At 61.6% G+C, this 17,414-nt stretch carries 17 protein-coding genes; 10 read left to right on the top strand and 7 right to left on the bottom strand.

Annotation, left to right across the window (positions count from 1 at the left end; all coding sequences use genetic code 11):
• Window positions 1-16: 16 nt before the first annotated feature.
• The 6 genes from HB633_RS12590 to lepB all read left to right on the top strand — a co-directional run bounded on the left by HB633_RS12590 (window position 17) and on the right by lepB (window position 8,396).
• Window positions 17-1,888, top strand: a complete 1,872-nt coding sequence (locus HB633_RS12590) for an alpha/beta fold hydrolase (RefSeq protein ID WP_213778430.1) — start codon at window positions 17-19, stop codon at window positions 1,886-1,888.
• 230 nt (window positions 1,889-2,118) lie between these two features.
• Window positions 2,119-3,579 (top strand): oligosaccharide flippase family protein, encoded by a 1,461-nt coding sequence (locus tag HB633_RS12585; protein ID WP_213778429.1) that lies wholly within the window; start codon window positions 2,119-2,121, stop codon window positions 3,577-3,579.
• 153 nt (window positions 3,580-3,732) lie between these two features.
• A complete protein-coding gene (locus tag HB633_RS12580; protein WP_213778639.1) occupies window positions 3,733-5,376 on the top strand; it encodes a mannose-1-phosphate guanylyltransferase/mannose-6-phosphate isomerase in 1,644 nt (547 codons plus the stop codon).
• Between the two features lie 282 nt (window positions 5,377-5,658).
• Window positions 5,659-6,414: an FCD domain-containing protein gene (locus HB633_RS12575; RefSeq protein ID WP_213778428.1), complete on the top strand. Its 756-nt coding sequence runs from the start codon at window positions 5,659-5,661 to the stop codon at window positions 6,412-6,414.
• Window positions 6,415-6,645: 231 nt separating this feature from the next.
• Window positions 6,646-7,626, top strand: a complete 981-nt coding sequence (locus HB633_RS12570; RefSeq protein WP_213778427.1) for a Gfo/Idh/MocA family oxidoreductase — start codon at window positions 6,646-6,648, stop codon at window positions 7,624-7,626.
• A gap of 92 nt (window positions 7,627-7,718) precedes the next feature.
• Window positions 7,719-8,396 carry a signal peptidase I gene (gene lepB, locus HB633_RS12565; RefSeq protein ID WP_213778426.1) on the top strand — a complete coding sequence of 226 codons (678 nt, stop codon included), beginning with the start codon at window positions 7,719-7,721 and terminating at the stop codon, window positions 8,394-8,396.
• 13 nt (window positions 8,397-8,409) lie between these two features.
• Here the strand turns inward: lepB and HB633_RS12560 are convergent, their stop codons facing one another.
• From HB633_RS12560 to HB633_RS12535, 6 genes are all read right to left on the bottom strand, one after another.
• Entirely contained in the window at window positions 8,410-9,069 is a 660-nt protein-coding gene (locus HB633_RS12560; RefSeq protein WP_213778425.1) for an amino acid ABC transporter permease, read from the bottom strand.
• A 100-nt stretch (window positions 9,070-9,169) separates the two neighbouring features.
• Window positions 9,170-9,964 (bottom strand): cystine ABC transporter substrate-binding protein, encoded by a 795-nt coding sequence (locus HB633_RS12555; RefSeq protein WP_213778424.1) that lies wholly within the window; start codon window positions 9,962-9,964, stop codon window positions 9,170-9,172.
• A gap of 126 nt (window positions 9,965-10,090) precedes the next feature.
• Window positions 10,091-11,131 carry a quinone-dependent dihydroorotate dehydrogenase gene (locus HB633_RS12550; RefSeq protein ID WP_213778423.1) on the bottom strand — a complete coding sequence of 347 codons (1,041 nt, stop codon included), beginning with the start codon at window positions 11,129-11,131 and terminating at the stop codon, window positions 10,091-10,093.
• 133 nt (window positions 11,132-11,264) lie between these two features.
• Window positions 11,265-12,128: an arginyltransferase gene (locus tag HB633_RS12545; RefSeq protein WP_213778422.1), complete on the bottom strand. Its 864-nt coding sequence runs from the start codon at window positions 12,126-12,128 to the stop codon at window positions 11,265-11,267.
• Window positions 12,129-12,265: 137 nt separating this feature from the next.
• On the bottom strand, window positions 12,266-13,009 hold the full coding sequence (aat, locus tag HB633_RS12540; protein WP_213778421.1) for a leucyl/phenylalanyl-tRNA--protein transferase: 744 nt from the start codon (window positions 13,007-13,009) through the stop codon (window positions 12,266-12,268).
• Window positions 13,010-13,024: 15 nt separating this feature from the next.
• Window positions 13,025-13,570 (bottom strand): NUDIX hydrolase, encoded by a 546-nt coding sequence (locus HB633_RS12535; RefSeq protein ID WP_056363988.1) that lies wholly within the window; start codon window positions 13,568-13,570, stop codon window positions 13,025-13,027.
• A gap of 265 nt (window positions 13,571-13,835) precedes the next feature.
• On the opposite strand from HB633_RS12535, the gene glp reads away from it, so the two are divergent.
• Genes glp through moaE form a run of 3 tightly spaced genes read left to right on the top strand, consistent with a single transcriptional unit; the run spans window position 13,836 to window position 15,797 of the window.
• Window positions 13,836-15,065 carry a gephyrin-like molybdotransferase Glp gene (gene glp, locus HB633_RS12530; RefSeq protein WP_346730309.1) on the top strand — a complete coding sequence of 410 codons (1,230 nt, stop codon included), beginning with the start codon at window positions 13,836-13,838 and terminating at the stop codon, window positions 15,063-15,065.
• A gap of 8 nt (window positions 15,066-15,073) precedes the next feature.
• Window positions 15,074-15,331 (top strand): molybdopterin converting factor subunit 1, encoded by a 258-nt coding sequence (moaD, locus tag HB633_RS12525; RefSeq protein ID WP_213778419.1) that lies wholly within the window; start codon window positions 15,074-15,076, stop codon window positions 15,329-15,331.
• A gap of 1 nt (window position 15,332) precedes the next feature.
• On the top strand, window positions 15,333-15,797 hold the full coding sequence (gene moaE / locus HB633_RS12520; protein WP_213778418.1) for a molybdopterin synthase catalytic subunit MoaE: 465 nt from the start codon (window positions 15,333-15,335) through the stop codon (window positions 15,795-15,797).
• Between the two features lie 25 nt (window positions 15,798-15,822).
• On the opposite strand, the gene HB633_RS12515 is transcribed toward moaE, so the two are convergent.
• The gene (locus HB633_RS12515) at window positions 15,823-16,377 is read right to left on the bottom strand and encodes a group III truncated hemoglobin (protein ID WP_213778417.1); all 555 of its coding nucleotides are present in this window, start codon (window positions 16,375-16,377) and stop codon (window positions 15,823-15,825) included.
• 472 nt (window positions 16,378-16,849) lie between these two features.
• Here HB633_RS12515 and HB633_RS12510 point away from each other — a divergent pair, with 472 nt between their 5' ends.
• A complete protein-coding gene (locus HB633_RS12510; RefSeq protein WP_213778416.1) occupies window positions 16,850-17,353 on the top strand; it encodes an Rrf2 family transcriptional regulator in 504 nt (167 codons plus the stop codon).
• The last annotated feature ends 61 nt before the right edge of the window (window positions 17,354-17,414 follow it).

Raw genomic sequence — 17,414 nt, 5'->3', positions numbered from 1 at the left:
CGGGCGCAATGCCGAGATGAAGCCTGTAACTTTCGATGAATGCTTTGGCTGGCTACACGAGGGCGTACCATCCGCCGCACGAGGGGTCGTGCTGTGTCAGCCATTTGGCCGCGAGGCAATGTGGGTTCACAAGGGCTGGCGGGTGCTGGCCGAAAATCTGGCCGCGGCCGGCTCGCCGACGCTTCGCTTCGATTACGCAGGCACGGGCGACTCTGCCGGCGAGTCCGAGGACTTCGGCGAAGGCGAGGAACAACTGGAGCGCTGGCTGAAAAGCATTCGTGCGGCCGTGGCGTTCCTCAAGCAAACCACCGGCGTGACTGAAGTCGCGTTGTGCGGATTGCGCCTTGGTGCAACGCTCGCGGCAATGGTTGCCGCCGACGAAGACATCGGCGAACTGGTTTTGCTCGCGCCGGTCGCATCGGGCCGCCAGTATTTGCGCGAGCTGCGTTTGCTGCAACAGAACTGGCTTGAGACGGGCGGCATTTATGTCGAACCCGCGCCAGCCGACGCCGCTTACGCGGAAGCCGTCGGGCATCGACTGGTGGCATCGAGCGTGGCGAAGTTGAGCAAATTCGACCTGTCGCGCGACGCGCGCCTCGCCGAACAGCCGCCGCGCCGTTTGCTCGTGCTCGATTCCTACGATCCGGTGCGTTCCAAAAAACTCGTCGATGCCTGCTCCGCCGCCGGCGCCGATGCGTCTTTCGACAGCTTCGATGAATGCAGCGCTTTCATGCAGGAATCCGGCGTGACAGAAACGCCGCGCAAAGCGATTGCACGCATTGTCGAATGGCTGGGCACGCCGGTTCTTTCGGGCGCGGCTGTAGCGAAGGATGTTCCGGCAGCCTTGCTCATCGACAATGGCGTGCGCGAAACCCCGGTTATTTTTGATAATGGCCGTCTCTTCGGTATTCTCTGCGAACCGGTGGCAAGTACGGCGTCGCGCCGCTCGGTGATTTTCGTGAACCCGGGCGCGACGCATCGGATCGGCGACGCGCGCATTTCCGTGACGCTTGCGCGTCGGCTCGCGCGTGAAGGCGTGGCTTCGCTTCGTTTCGATGTCGCCGCACTCGGCGACAGCGCGGCGCCCGTCGACGAACGTCCGGTTTCGATGCTTTTCATGCGCAGAAGCTGCGACGACGTGGTCGCGGCCGCCGCGTATCTTGCCTCGCGGGGCCTGGACGACGTCTCGTGCTTCGGTGTCTGCTCAGGCGCATATCTGTGCCTGCACGCGGCAACCGTCAGCCCGTTTATCCGGTCGTTGACCCTCGTGAATACGCCGAAATTCAACTCTCCCGAAGATCCGGTCCCACTTGCCGGCAACGAAAACCGGCCACGGACGGCGACCAGCACGTTCATCCGTTCGTTCGTGAACGCGCACAAATGGAAGCGTGTGTTGCGCGGCCAGCGCGAAATCGCACCCATTGCCAAAGAACTCGTGCGGCGCATGGGCACGCGCTTCACGGCGAGCATGGTGTATCTCGCGGAACGCACGGTCGGCGTGAATTCGGTCGGCTCGCGTGTACGTGCGATGGTGCGCGGTCTCGGCGAGCGCGGCGTCCAGGTGCGGTTCGTCTATGGAAACGCCGATGTCGGTCTCGAAGAGTTCGCCATATTTTTTGGCGCGGGCGGTCGGCGCATGCGCAAGTGGCGCAACGTGGAAACGATTCATCGCGAGACGCTCGACCATGCGTGCTTTTCTTATCCGGCACGTGAGCAGCTGATGGCGTCGTTTGCCGAATTCGTGCGGGACGAGTCGCACCAGTTGTCCGGCCGCGAACGCCGGCGCACGCGCCTTCGCTCGTTCCTGCCTGCTTTCGATGCGCCCGTGGAGCGCACCAAGGAGCGGCACGCGGAAGTTCTCGAGCCGCGCCAGGCGCAGAGGATGTAACGAATTGCAAACCGGGGTCCGATGCGTTCGCATTCGCACAGACCCCGGGAAGCAAGGGTTTTACCCTAGCGGTCAATTGTCTGATGTTCCCGCGCCTCATGCGGTTTGCGGGCCGGAGCATCGATTCTCGCACTACGCGACACGTTTCGGACGTGCGCGCTTCACCGCAAGCTTTCTGGCGGTCCCCGGGTTCATCCTGTGTGATTTCGTTGTAATCGGTCCGTCGCTCCATGGAAAAAAGTCTTCTCAAGAACATCGCGATCAATTTCGCCGGGCTCATCCTGCCCGTGTTCGTCTCGCTCGCGACGGTGCCGGCCTATATCCATGGCATGGGTATCGAACGTTACGGCGTGATCAATCTCGTGTGGGCGCTGATCGGCTACTTCAGCGTGCTCGATCTCGGCATTTCGATGGCGACTGAAAATCACATCGCCAAGGCCCGTGACGCAAACGACGGCAGCATCCAGCGCATTTTCTGGAGCGCGTTCTTCCTGAACCTCGCAACAGGGATCGCCGGCGCGGTGATGATCTGGTTCGGCGCTTATATCTACGTGGTGCATATTGCGACCATCGCGCCGGCGTTCCAGCGCGAAGTGCTGCAATCGCTCCCTTGGATTGCGGTCGCCGTGCCCATCGCCAATGTGTCGTGGGTATTCAGCGGCGCCATCGGCGGCATGGAAAAGTTCACGCTCTACAACACTAACCAGACCGTCGGCACGTTCCTGTTCCAGTTGCTGCCACTTGCTGCGTTGTACCTGATCTCGCCGTCGCTGGCTGTGGTCGTCCCGGCTGCGGTGATTGCGCGGTTTCTTGCAGCGCTGTTGCTCGGCTACGGCACGTTCCGTGCGCTTGGCATCACCGGTATCGCCAAGCCTGAGTGGCCGCTGATCCGCGAACTCTTCAACTATGGCCGATGGCTCCTGCTGTTCTCGGGTGCCAACATGATCGCGACCACGCTGGACCGCGTCGTGATCGGGTCGATGCTGGGCGCGAAATCCGTGGCTTATTACGCCACGCCGCAGAATCTCGTCACACGCCTGAACCTGCTGCCGAGCGCCATGCTGCGCACGCTTTTCCCGCGCTTTTCCGCCTCGGGCAGCGAACATGCCGGCGCGCTTTCGCATCAGGCCCTGGCGTTTCTCAACTGTGCGTTCACGCCTTGCGTGGTCGTGGCGCTCTTCGGCCTGGCACCATTTTTGAACGTATGGCTCGGTCACGAAATGGCAGTACAGTCCGCGCCTGTCGGACGGGTGCTTGTGATTGGCGTGTGGCTTGCGGGACAGTCGAGCATCATGAGCGTGCTGATTCAGGCCAAGGCGAATCCGGCGCAGGTGGCGCGGGTCGGCTGGATCGGCCTGCCGGTGTTTGCGCTAGTCCTGTGGCTGGGTATTCGCTGGTACGGCCTTCTGGGCGCGGGTGTTGCGGTGGTCGCGAAAACCTTCTTCGACTATGCGGCGTTCCTCTACTTTTCGAAGCTCAAGCCGCAACCCATCGTGCGCAACATGGCGGGACATCTGCTGTTCCTGATCGTTGCCACGTTGTGCGCGGACTACATGGATTCGCTGAGCAGCATGGCGGCTATCGGCGTGGCGCTGGTCGTGGGCAACCTCGGATGGTCGTACTGCGAGTCGAGCGAGTTGCGCGAGGTCGTGGCCCGTTTGCGGCAACGCTTGCTGCCGAGCGCGGGGTGAGCGCGAGGTGAGCGGACCCACGCCGACGTCGCGCTGACCGCAAAGGAAACACTGCGGGTCCCGATCATGAAACGCCGATGACGTAACAGCGTGCGGGCGTTCGCGCGCGCACAGAACTAAAAAGATTTGCCTGTTTAAATGACGCATCAATCGATGCGTGTGTTCCGCGCGTCCGCACCTGTTCGACGCGTTCAGCCCCCAATCAGCTTCAACGCATCAGGAGTCACCGTGGACGTGTCCAGCCATCCCCTTGCGAGCGCTGCCGTAGAGAGTGCAGCCCGCGTGCGCGTGCAACCCGTGATTCTTGCAGGCGGTTCTGGCACGCGTCTCTGGCCGTTGTCGAGGCAGCAGTTCCCGAAGCAATTGATCGAGCTCATGGGTTCGGAGTCGCTGCTGGAAGCCACCTTGCGTCGACTCGACGGTCTCGATGCATCCGCTGGAACCGGCCACGCTACGCAATTCGATACCGCCGGCGAGCTCATCGTCGTATGCGGATCGGAACACAAATTGCTCACCGCACAGCAGATCGAGCGCAATGGCCGCCATGCGCGCATCGTGCTCGAACCGTGTGCGCGTAACACAGCGCCGGCGCTCACGCTCGCTGCATGGGCTGCTCTTGCCGCCGTTCCCGATGTCGATCCCGTTATTGTCGCCATGCCCGCGGACCACGCGGTCTCCGATCTCGACGCATTCCAGCGCACCATCGCGACCGCCATCGAGCACGCAGCAGGCGGCGCGCTCGTCACGCTCGGCATCGTGCCGGACAAGATCGAAACGGGGTACGGATATATCAAGGCCGGCGCGGCGCTGCATGGTTCGGGCAATAGCGCGATCGAAGCTTACGCACTCGAACGCTTTGTCGAAAAGCCGCGGCGTGAGATTGCGGAGCAATACCTCGCATCGGGCGAATACCTTTGGAACAGCGGCATTTTCGTGTGCCGTGCGTCTGTCTGGCTTGCTGCAATCGAGCACTTTCAACCCGCGATCCATGAAGCTTGTATTGCTGCGTTCGAACGTGGGCTGCATCAGGATGGCTTCACGCAGCTCGATGTCGCCGCGTTCGAAGCATGTCCTTCGGACTCCATCGATTTCGCCGTGATGGAACGCATTGCGCACGAGCCCGGTTTTCCAGGCGTGGTCGTACCGCTTGCAGCCGGCTGGTCCGATGTCGGTGCATGGGACGCGGTGTGGGACATGTCGGAAAAAGATGAAGACGGCAACGTGGCCCGCGGCCGCGTGCTCTTCGAAGGATCGAACGACAGCTTCGCACATTCCGATGGACGGCTGGTTGCGTGCGTGGGCGTGAGCGGCGTGGTCGTGGTGGAAACGGCCGATGCGATTCTCGTGGCATCGAAAGATCGCGTTCAGGAAGTGAAAGCGATGGTTGGCCGCCTGAAAGCCGCGAAGGGCGCCGAGGCGCACGATCACCGCAAGGTGCAGCGTCCGTGGGGCTTCTACGATTCGATCGACCAAGGCGAGCGTTTTCAGGTGAAGCGGATCGTGGTGCAACCGGGTCAGCGGCTGTCGCTGCAGATGCACCACCACCGCGCGGAGCACTGGATCGTCGTTTGTGGCACGGCACTTGTTACACGAGGCGAAGAGACGTTCCTCGTGACGGAAAACCAGTCTACTTACATTCCGCTTGGCACGACGCATCGGCTGGAAAATCCCGGCAAGACGCCGCTGGAAATGATCGAAGTGCAATCCGGTACGTATCTTGGCGAGGACGACATCGTTCGGTTCGATGATCAGTACGGGCGCGTCGCGGACAAGAAAAAACGCAAGACGGATGCATGACCCGAGCGACGAAGCTCAAAAGAAACACGGGCAAAGGCAACAGGGAAGCACGGAGTACTTACTACAGCGGTTGCGAACGCAGCGCCCTGAACGTTGGAGAAGGAACGGGATAACCCTTGGAAGGGACATTCCGACTGGCGTTCGCGGTATTGAACACGCAATTTATCGAGCACGTGCGGCGTTGCCGGTCTACCGGTAATGGCCAAGCGTGCGGTTCCGGGAGCTTGGGGAAGCTTTCCGGATACGCAGGGACACAATGTGGGGCGCAAGGGGAGAGGGGTGATGGACGAAAATAAAGAGCGGTCGCTGGTGGCTAAGGTGATGGACGGGCTTGTCTCGGGCATCGTCGAACAGAAGTACGGCGCGATCCTGCCGCCGCAGGACGTTTTATCGAAGGAGTTCGACGTGAGTCGGACCGTGATGCGAGAGGCGCTCTCCATGCTCCTCGCGCGTCACATGCTGGACGTGCGCCCCAAGACAGGCACGCGGATCCGGCCGATGAGCGACTGGCGGTTGATCGACGAAGATGTTGTGAGCTGGCGCTTCCGGGCCACGCCCGACCAGGCGTTCTTGCGCGATGTGATCGAGTTCCGGATGCTGATCGAGCCGCGTGCGGCCGCGCTGGCTGCGGCTCGCGCAACGCCCGACGAGCTTGCCGGGATTCGCGAAGCGTTCGATGCGTTGTCGTCGCTCGAAACAGGCGAACCCGAATTTCAGGCCGCCGATGTCGCGCTTCACACGCGCATTGTCGCGGCGAGCGGCAACCAGTTCTTCCAGCAGATGACGGCTATCGTGCGGGGGGCGCTGGTGACCGTGTACCCGATCGTGCAAGGCATCGCGACGATGCGTGAAGCTACGCTCGGCGCGCAACGCGAAGTCGTGGAGGCCATCGGTGCACGCGATGCCGCCGCGGCCGAACGTGCAATGAGCCGCCTGATCGATGTCACGGCTGAAGAAGTAGGACGTGCGTTTTCGCTTGAACGTCGCGAGGACAGTTCGTCCCCGCCAGTCGACGAATCGCAGTCCGCGGGCGCCTGATTTTCAGCAAGCGCTTTTTGTTTGATCCCGGGATGGTTCCGGGAGACTTCTGGTCACGTTCTTCGTGGCGGGCGCGTCAGGCGCCACTTACGCGGTTCTTCACTGCGCAAACGTTGCACTTCTTGTTCTCCCTTCAAATCCCCCTTCAGTTTTCCCCGCTTCCCGGCGATCGCTCCCTTAGTGGACAATGAGCGTCATGAGCCATTGCCATCAAATCAGGGAGCGCAACAGATGAACGAAGAGAGCACGATTCGCTGGGGTATCGTGGGTGCGGGACGGATCGCGCACCGGTTCGCCGAAGGGTTGGCCTTCGTGCCGGGCACGCAACTCGCGGGTATCTGGTCCCGCCGCCCGGAACCCACGCGCGCATTCGCCGACAAGTATCAGACGAAGGCGTTCGAGAGCTTCGACGCAATGCTCGAAAACATCGACGCGCTCTATATCGCGACCATGCAGAACAGCCATCCCGAATACGCGCTGCGTGCTTTCGAGGCGGGACGCGCGGTGCTTTGCGAGAAACCGGCCGCGGTCAACGCACGGGCGTTGCAGCAGATGATCGATACCGCGCGGTCCTCGAAACTGCTCTTCATGGAAGCCATGAAACCGCCGTTTTATCCGCTCTATACGCAATTGCGCGAGCATCTCGCGGCGGACCCCATCGGCCAGATTGGACTTGTACGCGCCGGGTGTTCCATCGCGAATGTTCCGCTCGACCATCCTTCCTATTCGATGGAAATGGGCGGCGGCGCGTTGCTCGATATCGGCATTTACGAAGCCTTCCTCGCAGTCGACTGGCTTGGCGAACCGCTCGAAGTGCAGACTTTCGGGCGCCTCGGGTCAAGCGGCGTCGACAGTTTTGCGAGCCTGAATGTGCGGCACGAGCGCGGCGTCGCGCAGATATTTTGCGGCATGGATCTCCAGGGCAAGGGCGATGCATTGCTCGCCGCGACCGGAGGCACGGTTACGATTCACGAGAACTGGTGGAACCCGGCGCGTGCGACCATCCGCTATGTCGATGGACGTGTCGTCGAACTCGATGCGCCCTTCGAAGGCGGCGGCCTGAACTACGAGACCGCGCACTTTTGCGAGTTGTTGCGCGCCGGGGAGATTGAAAGTCCCGTCATGCGGCACGCGGTATCGATGCAAATGATCTCCATCACCGACGCCGCCCGCCGCGACCTCGGCGTGCGTTTCCCGTTCGAGACTGACTAGCGGATCGATCACGCCGCGCGTGAACTTGTTTAAGCGTCATTTCAGATTTTCGCGATACTCTGCGACGTCTTCACATGCCGGGCATTTTTACCATGCGATTTTTATCCCGATTCTGGCGCGACAATCGCAAGCTGGTGGCGTTTCTAGTCCTGATGGCGCTGTTTCGAAGCGCGATCGCAGACTGGAACGTGGTGCCGAGCGGTTCCATGTTGCCCACCATTCGTGAAGGCGACCGGATTGTCGTGGACAAGATGGCTTACGACCTGCGCGTGCCGTTCACGCATATCGCGCTCCTGCATCTGCATGAGCCGCAGCGCGGGGATATCGTGACGGTGGATTCGTCGGCGGCGAAAGAGTTGATCGTGAAGCGACTGATCGGCCTTCCTGGCGATGTGGTCGCAATGCGTGACAACGTGCTTTATATCGATGGCAAACGCGCGGCGTATCAACCTGTCGATATCGCGGGCGTGGCGGGTGATTCATCGTCGCCCGGCGAGTATCTCGATGAAAAGCTCGGGCACGTTTCGCACGTGGTGAGGTTGTCGGTTCTGGCGCCGAGTCCGCGGCGCTCGTTCGGGCCGGTGACCGTGCCGAAGGGAGAGTATCTGATGCTCGGAGACAACCGTGACGACAGCGCGGATTCGCGGTATTTCGGATTTTTCCCGCGCGACGAACTGATGGGAAGGGCGCGCAGGGTAGCGTATTCGCTGGACCCCGAGCGGCACTACTTTCCGCGGCTGGGAAGATTCGGCGCGCGCCTGGACGGTTAAGCCCCGGCGCCTTTTAGTGCCTTCCCGGCAGTGCCAATCTCCGTTCGAGCCGCCGCTGCACGAATTCCAGCACGCTGCACAGAACCCAATACACCACGGCGGCAGCCAGATATAGCGGCAGCGGCTGATACGTGGCGGCAATCACCTCTTGAGCGCTGCGCAGCAACTCGGTCACGGTAATCACGGAAACCAGCGACGTATCCTTGATCAGGCTGATCAGGCTGTTGGAAAGACTCGGCACGGCAATGCGCAACGCTTGCGGACCGATCACATAACGAAGCGTCTGCGTTCTCGAAAGCCCGAGGCTATACGCCGCCAGCCATTGTCCGCTTTGAATCCCGAGAATCGCGCCGCGCATGCTCTCCGATAGATACGCGGCCGCATTCGCCGATAACGCGATCACCCCCGCCGGAGTCGGATCGAGCGAGATCCCGATGCTCGGCAGCCCGTAATAAATCACGAAGATCTGCACGAGCAGCGGCGTCCCCCGCATCACGCTCACGTAGGTGCGCCCGATCCCCACCAGCGTTTTGCTGCGGCTGATTCCCATGACCGCGAGCACGACGGCCGCGATCAGGCCGAAGAACATGGAGTAGACCGCGAACTTGATCGTCAGCACGGCGCCTTGCGCCAGGGCCGGTATCGATTGAACGAGCAGGGATGTCGTGGACATGGGGATGGTTTTGGTTTCTTGACGGTCGGAGGCAGGCTTCAAAAGCCAAGGGCGGCATCGCGAAGATGCCGCCCTTGGCCGAACGCACAGCGTCCGGGTTTTACTTCACGGCCGGCTTCGTCACGTCGATACCGAACCACTTGTCGGAGATCTTCGTGAACGTGCCATCGGCTTCGAGCTGGGTCATTGCGTCATCGATCGCTTTCTGGAACTTCGGATTGCCCTTCTTGAACGGAATGCCCGACGGGTTGCCCGGGCCGACATTCGCGCCGGTGCGAAGCGGCAACTGCGAGTTTTTCATCAGGTACGCGAGCATCAGGCGGTCGTTCAAAGCGGCGTCCAGACGGTTCGACGCCAGGTCGCGCAAATATTCAGGTGCGCCCGGATACGTCTTCACATCGATACCCTGAACCGCCTTCGCCATGTCCATGTAGTTCGTGCCCAGACCCACGCCGAGTTTCTTGCCCTTGAGGTCGTCGAGCGTCTTGAACTCGCGCGTATCGTCCTTGCGCTGGATCAGCTGGGCGTTCGAATAGGTGTACGCAGGCGAGAAATCGAGGGTCTGCTTGCGGGCGTCGGTGATGCCGACCTGATTCACGATCACGTCGAACTTGCTTGCCTGCAGACCGGCGATAATGCCGCTCCATTCGGTCGTGACGAATTCGGGCTTGACGCCGAGCTTCGCGGCGACGGCCTTGGCGATATCCACATCGAAACCAACCAGCTCGCCCTGCGGCGACTTCGAGTTGAACGGAGGGAAAGTACCTTCCAGGCCAATGCGCAGCGTGCCGCGTTGCTTGACCGAATCCAGCAAATCTTCCGCATGGGCAACCGCCGAGAGCGACGCGCCGATCAATCCTGCTACGAGTACTTTCTTGAAGAGTGTCAGTTTCATGTCTTGTTTGCCTTGGTCCGGGTTTTAATCGGTAGTCTGAAGTGACGCGATGATAGCGAAATCGACGTCGTTGCTTCAGATCGATTCCTCATGTGGTTATGAGAACAGGTAGTGACACGTCGCTTGCTAGACAGCGGCAGGCTGGCGCGAGAGCGCTTCGACGCATTCGGTCACGAGCGCCGGCCCGCGATAAATCAGGCCCGTGTAGATCTGCACGAGCGATGCCCCCGCCGCGAGTTTTTCGCGCGCGTCTTCGCCGGACATGATGCCGCCCACGCCGATGATCGGCACGGCGTCGCCCAATTCCGCGCGCAGCTTGCGGATCACCGCATTCGATGCCTCGAACACCGGCTTGCCGGACAGGCCGCCGGCTTCATCGCTGTGTTTCATGCCGGCCACGGCCGTGCGCGACAACGTGGTGTTGGTCGCGATCACGCCATCGATCTGATGGCGCAGCAAGGTCGCGGCGATCTCCTTGATCTGCTCGTCGTCGAGATCCGGTGCGATCTTGAGCGCGAGCGGCACGAGTTTGCCGTGCATATCGGAGAGACGCTGCTGCTTGTCTTTCAGCGCGCCGAGCAGCGCGTCGAGTTCGCCCGCGCCTTGCAACTGGCGCAGGTTCTTCGTATTTGGCGACGAGATATTGATGGTGACGTAGCTTGCGAACGGATACACGCGTTCGAGGCAATACAAATAGTCTTCGGCGGCCCGTTCGATGGGTGTATCCGCGTTCTTCCCGATATTCAGCCCCAGGATCCCGCGATACCGCGCAGCCTGGACGTTCTCGACGAACTGGTCGACACCGCGATTATTGAAGCCGAGCCGGTTGATGAGCGCCTGCGCGTCGGGCAGCCGGAACATGCGCGGACGTGGATTGCCGGGCTGCGCGCGCGGCGTGACCGTTCCCACCTCGATAAATCCAAAGCCCAGCGACGCCAGCCCGTCGATGCATGCACCGTCCTTGTCCAGTCCTGCCGCAAGCCCGACCGGGTTGCGGAAATTCAGGCCCATGACGGTGCGCGGGGAATCGGGCGCGCGCTCGGCGAGCATGCCGGCCAAGCCAGTGCGGCCGGCGGCGCCAAGCATGCGCAGCGTCAGATGGTGAGCATCTTCCGCATCCATGCGAAAAAGTTGCGCGCGGGCAAGCGGGTAGAGGGAACTGAACACGAGGAGAGGCCGGAACGGCGAAAATTGAGACGCGCCATTTTAACGGCTTTGGTGGCGACGGCTGAAAAGCTGTGTCGAAACGTTCAATTCGACGGAAAAATGCGCCGGTTTCGTGTCTTGCAAAACTTTGGCTTCAGCGACGCGCTTTGTCTGCCGCCATCTTGCCGGGCATGGGTGGTGTTCCGGCGGAGTGCATGGTGGCGGGGTCGAGCAGGTCCCAACGGCCATCGATCAATCCTTCGAGCGGCCGGAAATTCGCCTTGTACGCCATCTTTTCGCTCTCGCGAATCCAGTAGCCGAGATACACATAGGGCAAATCGAGGCTGCGTGCCTGCTCGATTTGCCAGAGGATGTTGTACGTGCCGAAGCTCGTATGCGGCATGTCCGGCTCGAAGAACGTGTACACCGACGACAAGCCATCGCCCAGGATGTCGATCATGCTGATCATGCGCAGCACGCCTTTCGCGGGGGGATCGTCGTTCGGCTTGCCGTCGCCGCTCTCCATACCCGAAGCGGCCATCACCGGCTCGCGAAATTCCACCAGACGTGAGTTGATCCGGCTTTGCAGGAGGAATTGCTCGTACTGGTCGCGGCTGTCGCGATCCATGCCGCCGCCCGCATGCCGCGCCGACTGATAGCGCATGTAGAGCGCGTAATGTTCTTCGTCGTAATGAAGCGGCGCCACGCTCGCCACCAGGTCGCCGTGCTGTTTCCAAACGCGCCGCTGGGTGCGGTTGGGTTTGAATCCATCGATAGGCAGGCGCACCGGAACGCACGCCCGGCAGCCATCGCAATAAGGCCGGTAGGTGAACACACCCGAGCGCCGGAACCCGGCCTTGACGAGTTCGGTATAGACATCGGAATTGATCAGGTGACTGGGCGTCGCAACCTGCGAGCGCGCGATGCGCCCGTCGAGATAGCTGCAGGGATACGGCGCCGTTGCATAGAATTGCAACGCCGAAAGCGGTGAAAGCGGCAGCTCATTGGGGTGAGTCACGTTGGCAGCTCTCGTTCTAAGCGTCTGTCTGTCCTGCTTGCAGGCCCGTCATATCCCGGGTCGGACAAGCTTCGGTTGTCTCGCTGTGTTGCCGGGTAAACATGCTTCCGTTGCACCTTGCCCGATGATCGTCCATCTCAGCTTTCCGCTCGCGCGCCAAGCAGGTCCACAAGCGCGGACTTGTCGAACTGCCAGGGTATCGACGGCTCGAGTACGGCGTCGTGCAAATGTCTCAAAAACGCCTTTCGCGTGATCTCGCGACCGCCCAGCGAGGCCAGATGCGACGTGTTCTGCTGGCAGTCTATCATCTCTATTTTATGGTGGCGCAAGTGTCCGACGAGCGCCGCGAGCGCGATTTTAGAAGCATCGGTGCGATGCGCGAACATGGATTCGCCGAAAAACATCCGCCCGAACGACACGCCATAAAGACCGCCCACCCGCGCGCCCTCGAACCAGGTTTCGATGCTGTGCGCGCGGCCTTCGCGGTGCAGGGATGAATATGCCTCCACGATGTCCGCCGTGATCCACGTGCCGCGCTGGCCTTCGCGCGGCGTCTGGGCGCACGCGCGCATCACGCCGGCAAAATCATGATCGACGCGGATTTCCCACGCGGCATCGCGTAATACCCGGCGCAGCGTCTTGCGCAGCGAGTCGGAAACCTTGAATTCGTCCGGGATCAGGACCATGCGCGGGTCCGGGCTCCACCAGAGAACGGGCTGGCCATCGGAATACCAGGGAAAAATCCCGTGCTGGTAGGCATCCACCAGACGTGAGCTTTGCAATTCGGCGCTCGCCGCGAGCAAACCAGGCGCACCGCTCGACTCGCCGAGCGCGCGCTCGACGGGAGGGAACGGATCGTCGGACGCGAGCCAAGGAACCATGATGCGGGGCGGCGCTCAGCCTTCGCGCAGTGAGCGGAAGATGTCGCCGGTGTGCAGCGAATAGGTACCGGCGGCGCGATCGGCAAAGAAAAAGCGCAGCGTCTGGCCGACGGTCGGGAACGCGATCTCGTCCCAGGGAATCTCGCTTTCGTCGAAGAGCTTTACTTCCAGACTTTCCTCGCCTGCATCGATATCGAGATCCAGCAAACGCGCCAGATAGAACAGATGCACCTGGTGCACATGCGGCACGTTCAGCAGCGTGAACAGACTTTGAATCTCGACGCGCGCGCCGGCTTCCTCAAGCGTTTCGCGCGAGGCGCCTTCACTGGTCGTCTCGTTCATTTCCATGAAACCCGCGGGCAGCGTCCAGTAACCGTAGCGCGGTTCGATTGCGCGACGGCACAGCAAGACTTTGTCGTCCCAGACCGGCACGGTCCCGACCACGTTGCGCGGATTTTGATAATGCACCGTGCCGCAATTGCCGCAGACGAAACGTTCGCGGTTGTCGCCGGGGGGGACGAGCAGGCTAACTTCGTGGCCGCAGACGGAGCAGAATTTCATAGAGGAGAAGTCTGAAAGTGTCGTGCGAGTGTATCACCGAGGCCGGGGCGCGCGGATGGGGACCGGGGGCTCGAATCGGGTGCGGATCGCCCACAGGCCCGGATCGGACGAAAGTGGACGCGCGCTTCCGGCTAGCCTGCATCTCGCTACCCTGCATCTGGCTACAATATCTGCTTCGGACGCGGCGCCTTTTTTGCGCCGCCCATTTCACGGTCACTAACCATACCCGCCGATGTCCACCACGCCCGCCGCTTCACGCCCGCCGATGTTGTCCACCGCCGCCGCGCTCGCTACTTTGCTCGCAGCCGCGCGCCGGGTGGACGGCACGGAAACCGTCGACGGCTTTAATGCGCTCGGCCGCGTGCTCGCTGCCGACGTGGTATCCCCACTGGACGTGCCGCCCATGCGCACGAGCTCCATGGACGGCTACGCCGTGCGGGCGGCGGACCTGGCCGGGGCGTCCGACTCGAATGGCGTGACGCTGCCTGTGTCGCAGCGGATTCCGGCGGGCGCCACGGCCGAGCCGCTGGCCGCCGGCACGGCCGCGCGGATTTTCACGGGCGCGACGGTCCCGCCGGGCGCGGACACCATCGTGATGCAGGAAATGGTTCGTCTCGACGATACCGGCGCGACCTTCACTCAGGCGCCATCGGAAGGCGAGTGGATTACGCAGCAGGGCGCCGATATTCGCCGCGGTTCCATCGTCCTGGCCGCGGGGACGCGGTTGACGCCGCAGGCGCTGGGGCTGGCGGCATCGGTGGGATGTGCGGCGCTCGAGGTTGTACGCCGCGTACGAGTTGCGGTTTTTTTCACCGGCGACGAACTCACCACGCCCGGCGAGCCGCTGCGCCCGGGCGCGATCTACAACTCGAACCGCTACACCTTGCGTGCGTTGCTCGCCGGAATCGGCTGCGAGGTGACGGACCTCGGCATCGTGCCGGACCGGCTGGATGCGACGCGCGAGACGCTGCGGCGCGCGGCGCGTGACCACGACCTGATCCTCACGTGCGGCGGGGTATCGGTGGGAGAAGAAGATCACGTCAAACCGGCCGTGGAAGCAGAAGGACGCATCTCTATGTGGCAAATAGCGATGAAACCCGGCAAACCGCTTGCGTTCGGCGCGGTCCGGCGCGACGTGCCCGCGCAAACCGACGAAGCATTTTTTATCGGCTTGCCGGGAAATCCGGTATCGAGTTTCTGCACATTCCTGCTGTTTGTCAGGCCATTCATTCTGCGCCTGGCGGGCGTTGCGTCCATCGAACCGCGCGTGTATTCCATGCGGGCGGATTTCACGCAGAAAAAGGGCGATCGCCGCAACGAGTTCCTGCGGGCCCGCGTGAATCACGCTGGTGGCCTCGACGTGTTCGCAAACCAGAGCTCGGCGGTGTTGACATCGACGGTCTGGGGCGACGGCCTGATCGACAACCCCCCGGATCACGCCATACAAGCGGGCGAGATCGTACGTTTTATTCCGTTTTCAGAACTGATGCGTTGAAGGCAATCATGAAAGTCGAGTTGCGTTTTTTTGCGAGCGTGCGTGAAGCGCTCGGTGTGGCGAATGAAAGTGTGGACGTGCCGGACGGTGTCGCCAACGTGGGCGATGTTCGCACCTGGCTGCGTGCCCGTGGCGGCGTGTGGGCTGAAACCCTCGCCGAAGGGCGGTCGTTGCGCATGGCGTGTAATCACGAGATGACGGACCCGTCGCGGCGCATCACGGACGGCTGCGAAGTCGCGTTCTTTCCTCCGGTTACGGGCGGCTGACATGACTCGAATTCGCGTGCAGGAAGCCGATTTCGACATCAGCGCCGAAGTCGCCGCGCTACGTGCCGATAATCCCAAGGTCGGCGCCGTCGCGTGTTTTGTCGGCACGGTCCGGGATCTGAATGAAGGCCAGACCGTCCATACAATGGAGCTGGAACATTATCCCGGCATGACTGAAAAGGCGCTGGAAGCGATCGCGGCGCGGGCGCGGAATCGCTGGCCGGGGTCGGACGTGCTGATTGTGCATCGGGTGGGAAAGCTGTTGCCGCTCGATCAGATCGTGCTGGTGGCAACGACGGCGGTGCATCGCGCGGAAGCGTTCGATTCGTGCGCGTTCGTAATGGATTACCTGAAAACGCAGGCGCCGTTCTGGAAGAAGGAGAAGACGGAACGCGGCGAGAAATGGGTGGACGCACGCGAGTCGGACGATGCCGCGCTCGCGCGATGGGGCATCGATGCACCTTGAGCGACGGCGTAAAAGCTCCACCCGCTCAGGATTTGCCGCTGTCCACGCCTGCCACATTCACGGGAAACGGCGTTGCGCCGCTCCGGTCAGGCAGTTCCGCTGACGGTTCCGCCTCGCGCTCGCCTCTGCGCAAGCGTTTGAGCGAATCAAGCAACGCGGTCTGCGCCTCGGGAATCCTGTAATCCCAGCCGAACTTGCTCAACTGCAGGCTCTGCGCAATGCGCAGCGCCGGTTCCATGAACTGAACGGCGGCGGCAGGTTCGTAGCGTGTTTCGACGGTATCGAGAAAAAGCGTGAGCCAGCGGGCAAAATGCTGCGGTTCAATGTCACCCAGCGGCCGGTGCGCTTCCTGAACGTTACCCCGGTAGTCCTTCGTCCCCAGCACCAGGCTCGACCAGAAAGTCGTCATCTTTGCGAAATGCGCGTCCCAGCGTCCCGTCAGCTCGCGCGCAAAGATCGGGCCGAGCAACGGATCGTCATCCACGCGTGCGTAGAACACCTCAACGAGTTCGCGGATATTCGCTTCGCTTGGCTGCGAAATCCGGCCAGGCGGCGCGGATTGGATTGCGGAATCGATCATGGTTTGAATACGTTTGATGCAAGGATTGAAGCGGTTTTCATCGACTTCTGTGAACCGGCCCTTTATCTGCGAGCGAAGCTTGATAACAGGACGATTTAGAAGAAAAGTGAATTAACCGAAAATATGTCGCAGAATAGCGCCCATGCCGTGAAATGCAATTTCACGTTTTCTCGCGAGTGGGCGTCCCATGATAATCGACGTCCACGCCTGAAAGCTCCGTCGTGAAGAGCGGCGGGTTGCCGCGGCAATGATGAAGCGCAAGTCGAGTCCGGACACACGCATGCCGGCTCCGACACTTCAACCAGCTTTGCACCGCTGCGCCACGTGGGCGTCCCGCGTGCGCGCCCGACCAGAATTGGCGCGGGACCGACAAATTATCAAGCGCCGCCAACGTGCCATTTATCGCACCAATGCGCCCATCCGCGTGCGATTGAAGCGCGACTGAATAACGCGACTCTACGCGAATACCCTAATGCGACTAACCGATTACACCGATTATTCCCTGCGCGTCATGCTTTACCTTGCTGTTCGGCCCGAAGGACTGGCGACGATTCAGGAAATCTCGGAGGCATACGGCATCTCGAAGAATCACTTGATGAAAGTGGTGCAGCGGCTTGGCGAACTGGGCTGGGTGGAGACGCTTCGCGGCCGTAATGGCGGCCTGAGGCTTGACCCTCGTACGCCGCTTCTGACTATCGGTGAGGTGGTGCGCAAGACGGAGAACGATTTTTCGATCGTCGGTTGTTTTGCCGGGGACAACGAAGCGCACCGGCATTGCGTGATCCAGTCGCATTGCCAGTTGAAAGGCGTGTTTGCGGCAGCCCGCGATGCTTTTCTTGCCGAGCTCGATCGGCATACCATAGGCGATCTGGCGTCGCCGGCGGACGAACTCGCGGGTTTGCTCGGCATCGTGCGGTTCATGCCAACCAGAAAAGCAGATGCAACCGGGTCAGGTCAAAACGCCGGTCGAAGTTAGATTCGATCCGGTTCCGGCGCGCTATCGGCGTGCCGATAGACCGTCCTCTCCGAGCCTCGAG

Origin of the sequence: Caballeronia sp. dw_276, assembly GCF_018449635.1 — a bacterium.
In the GTDB taxonomy this organism is placed as follows: domain Bacteria; phylum Pseudomonadota; class Gammaproteobacteria; order Burkholderiales; family Burkholderiaceae; genus Caballeronia.
This window is presented reverse-complemented; position numbering and strand designations above follow the sequence as displayed.

Bases quoted from the DNA above. Each gene is read 5' to 3' on its own strand.
- HB633_RS12590 (WP_213778430.1), top strand. From the start codon at position 17: ATGAAGCCTGTAACTTTCGATGAATGCTTTGGCTGGCTACACGAGGGC.
- HB633_RS12585 (WP_213778429.1), top strand. From the start codon at position 2,119: ATGGAAAAAAGTCTTCTCAAGAACATCGCGATCAATTTCGCCGGGCTC.
- HB633_RS12580 (WP_213778639.1), top strand. From the start codon at position 3,733: ATGCGTGTGTTCCGCGCGTCCGCACCTGTTCGACGCGTTCAGCCCCCA.
- HB633_RS12575 (WP_213778428.1), top strand. From the start codon at position 5,659: ATGGACGAAAATAAAGAGCGGTCGCTGGTGGCTAAGGTGATGGACGGG.
- HB633_RS12570 (WP_213778427.1), top strand. From the start codon at position 6,646: ATGAACGAAGAGAGCACGATTCGCTGGGGTATCGTGGGTGCGGGACGG.
- lepB (WP_213778426.1), top strand. From the start codon at position 7,719: ATGCGATTTTTATCCCGATTCTGGCGCGACAATCGCAAGCTGGTGGCG.
- HB633_RS12560 (WP_213778425.1), bottom strand. From the start codon at position 9,069: ATGTCCACGACATCCCTGCTCGTTCAATCGATACCGGCCCTGGCGCAA.
- HB633_RS12555 (WP_213778424.1), bottom strand. From the start codon at position 9,964: ATGAAACTGACACTCTTCAAGAAAGTACTCGTAGCAGGATTGATCGGC.
- aat (WP_213778421.1), bottom strand. From the start codon at position 13,009: ATGGTTCCTTGGCTCGCGTCCGACGATCCGTTCCCTCCCGTCGAGCGC.
- HB633_RS12535 (WP_056363988.1), bottom strand. From the start codon at position 13,570: ATGAAATTCTGCTCCGTCTGCGGCCACGAAGTTAGCCTGCTCGTCCCC.
- glp (WP_346730309.1), top strand. From the start codon at position 13,836: ATGTTGTCCACCGCCGCCGCGCTCGCTACTTTGCTCGCAGCCGCGCGC.
- moaD (WP_213778419.1), top strand. From the start codon at position 15,074: ATGAAAGTCGAGTTGCGTTTTTTTGCGAGCGTGCGTGAAGCGCTCGGT.
- moaE (WP_213778418.1), top strand. From the start codon at position 15,333: ATGACTCGAATTCGCGTGCAGGAAGCCGATTTCGACATCAGCGCCGAA.
- HB633_RS12515 (WP_213778417.1), bottom strand. From the start codon at position 16,377: ATGATCGATTCCGCAATCCAATCCGCGCCGCCTGGCCGGATTTCGCAG.
- HB633_RS12510 (WP_213778416.1), top strand. From the start codon at position 16,850: ATGCGACTAACCGATTACACCGATTATTCCCTGCGCGTCATGCTTTAC.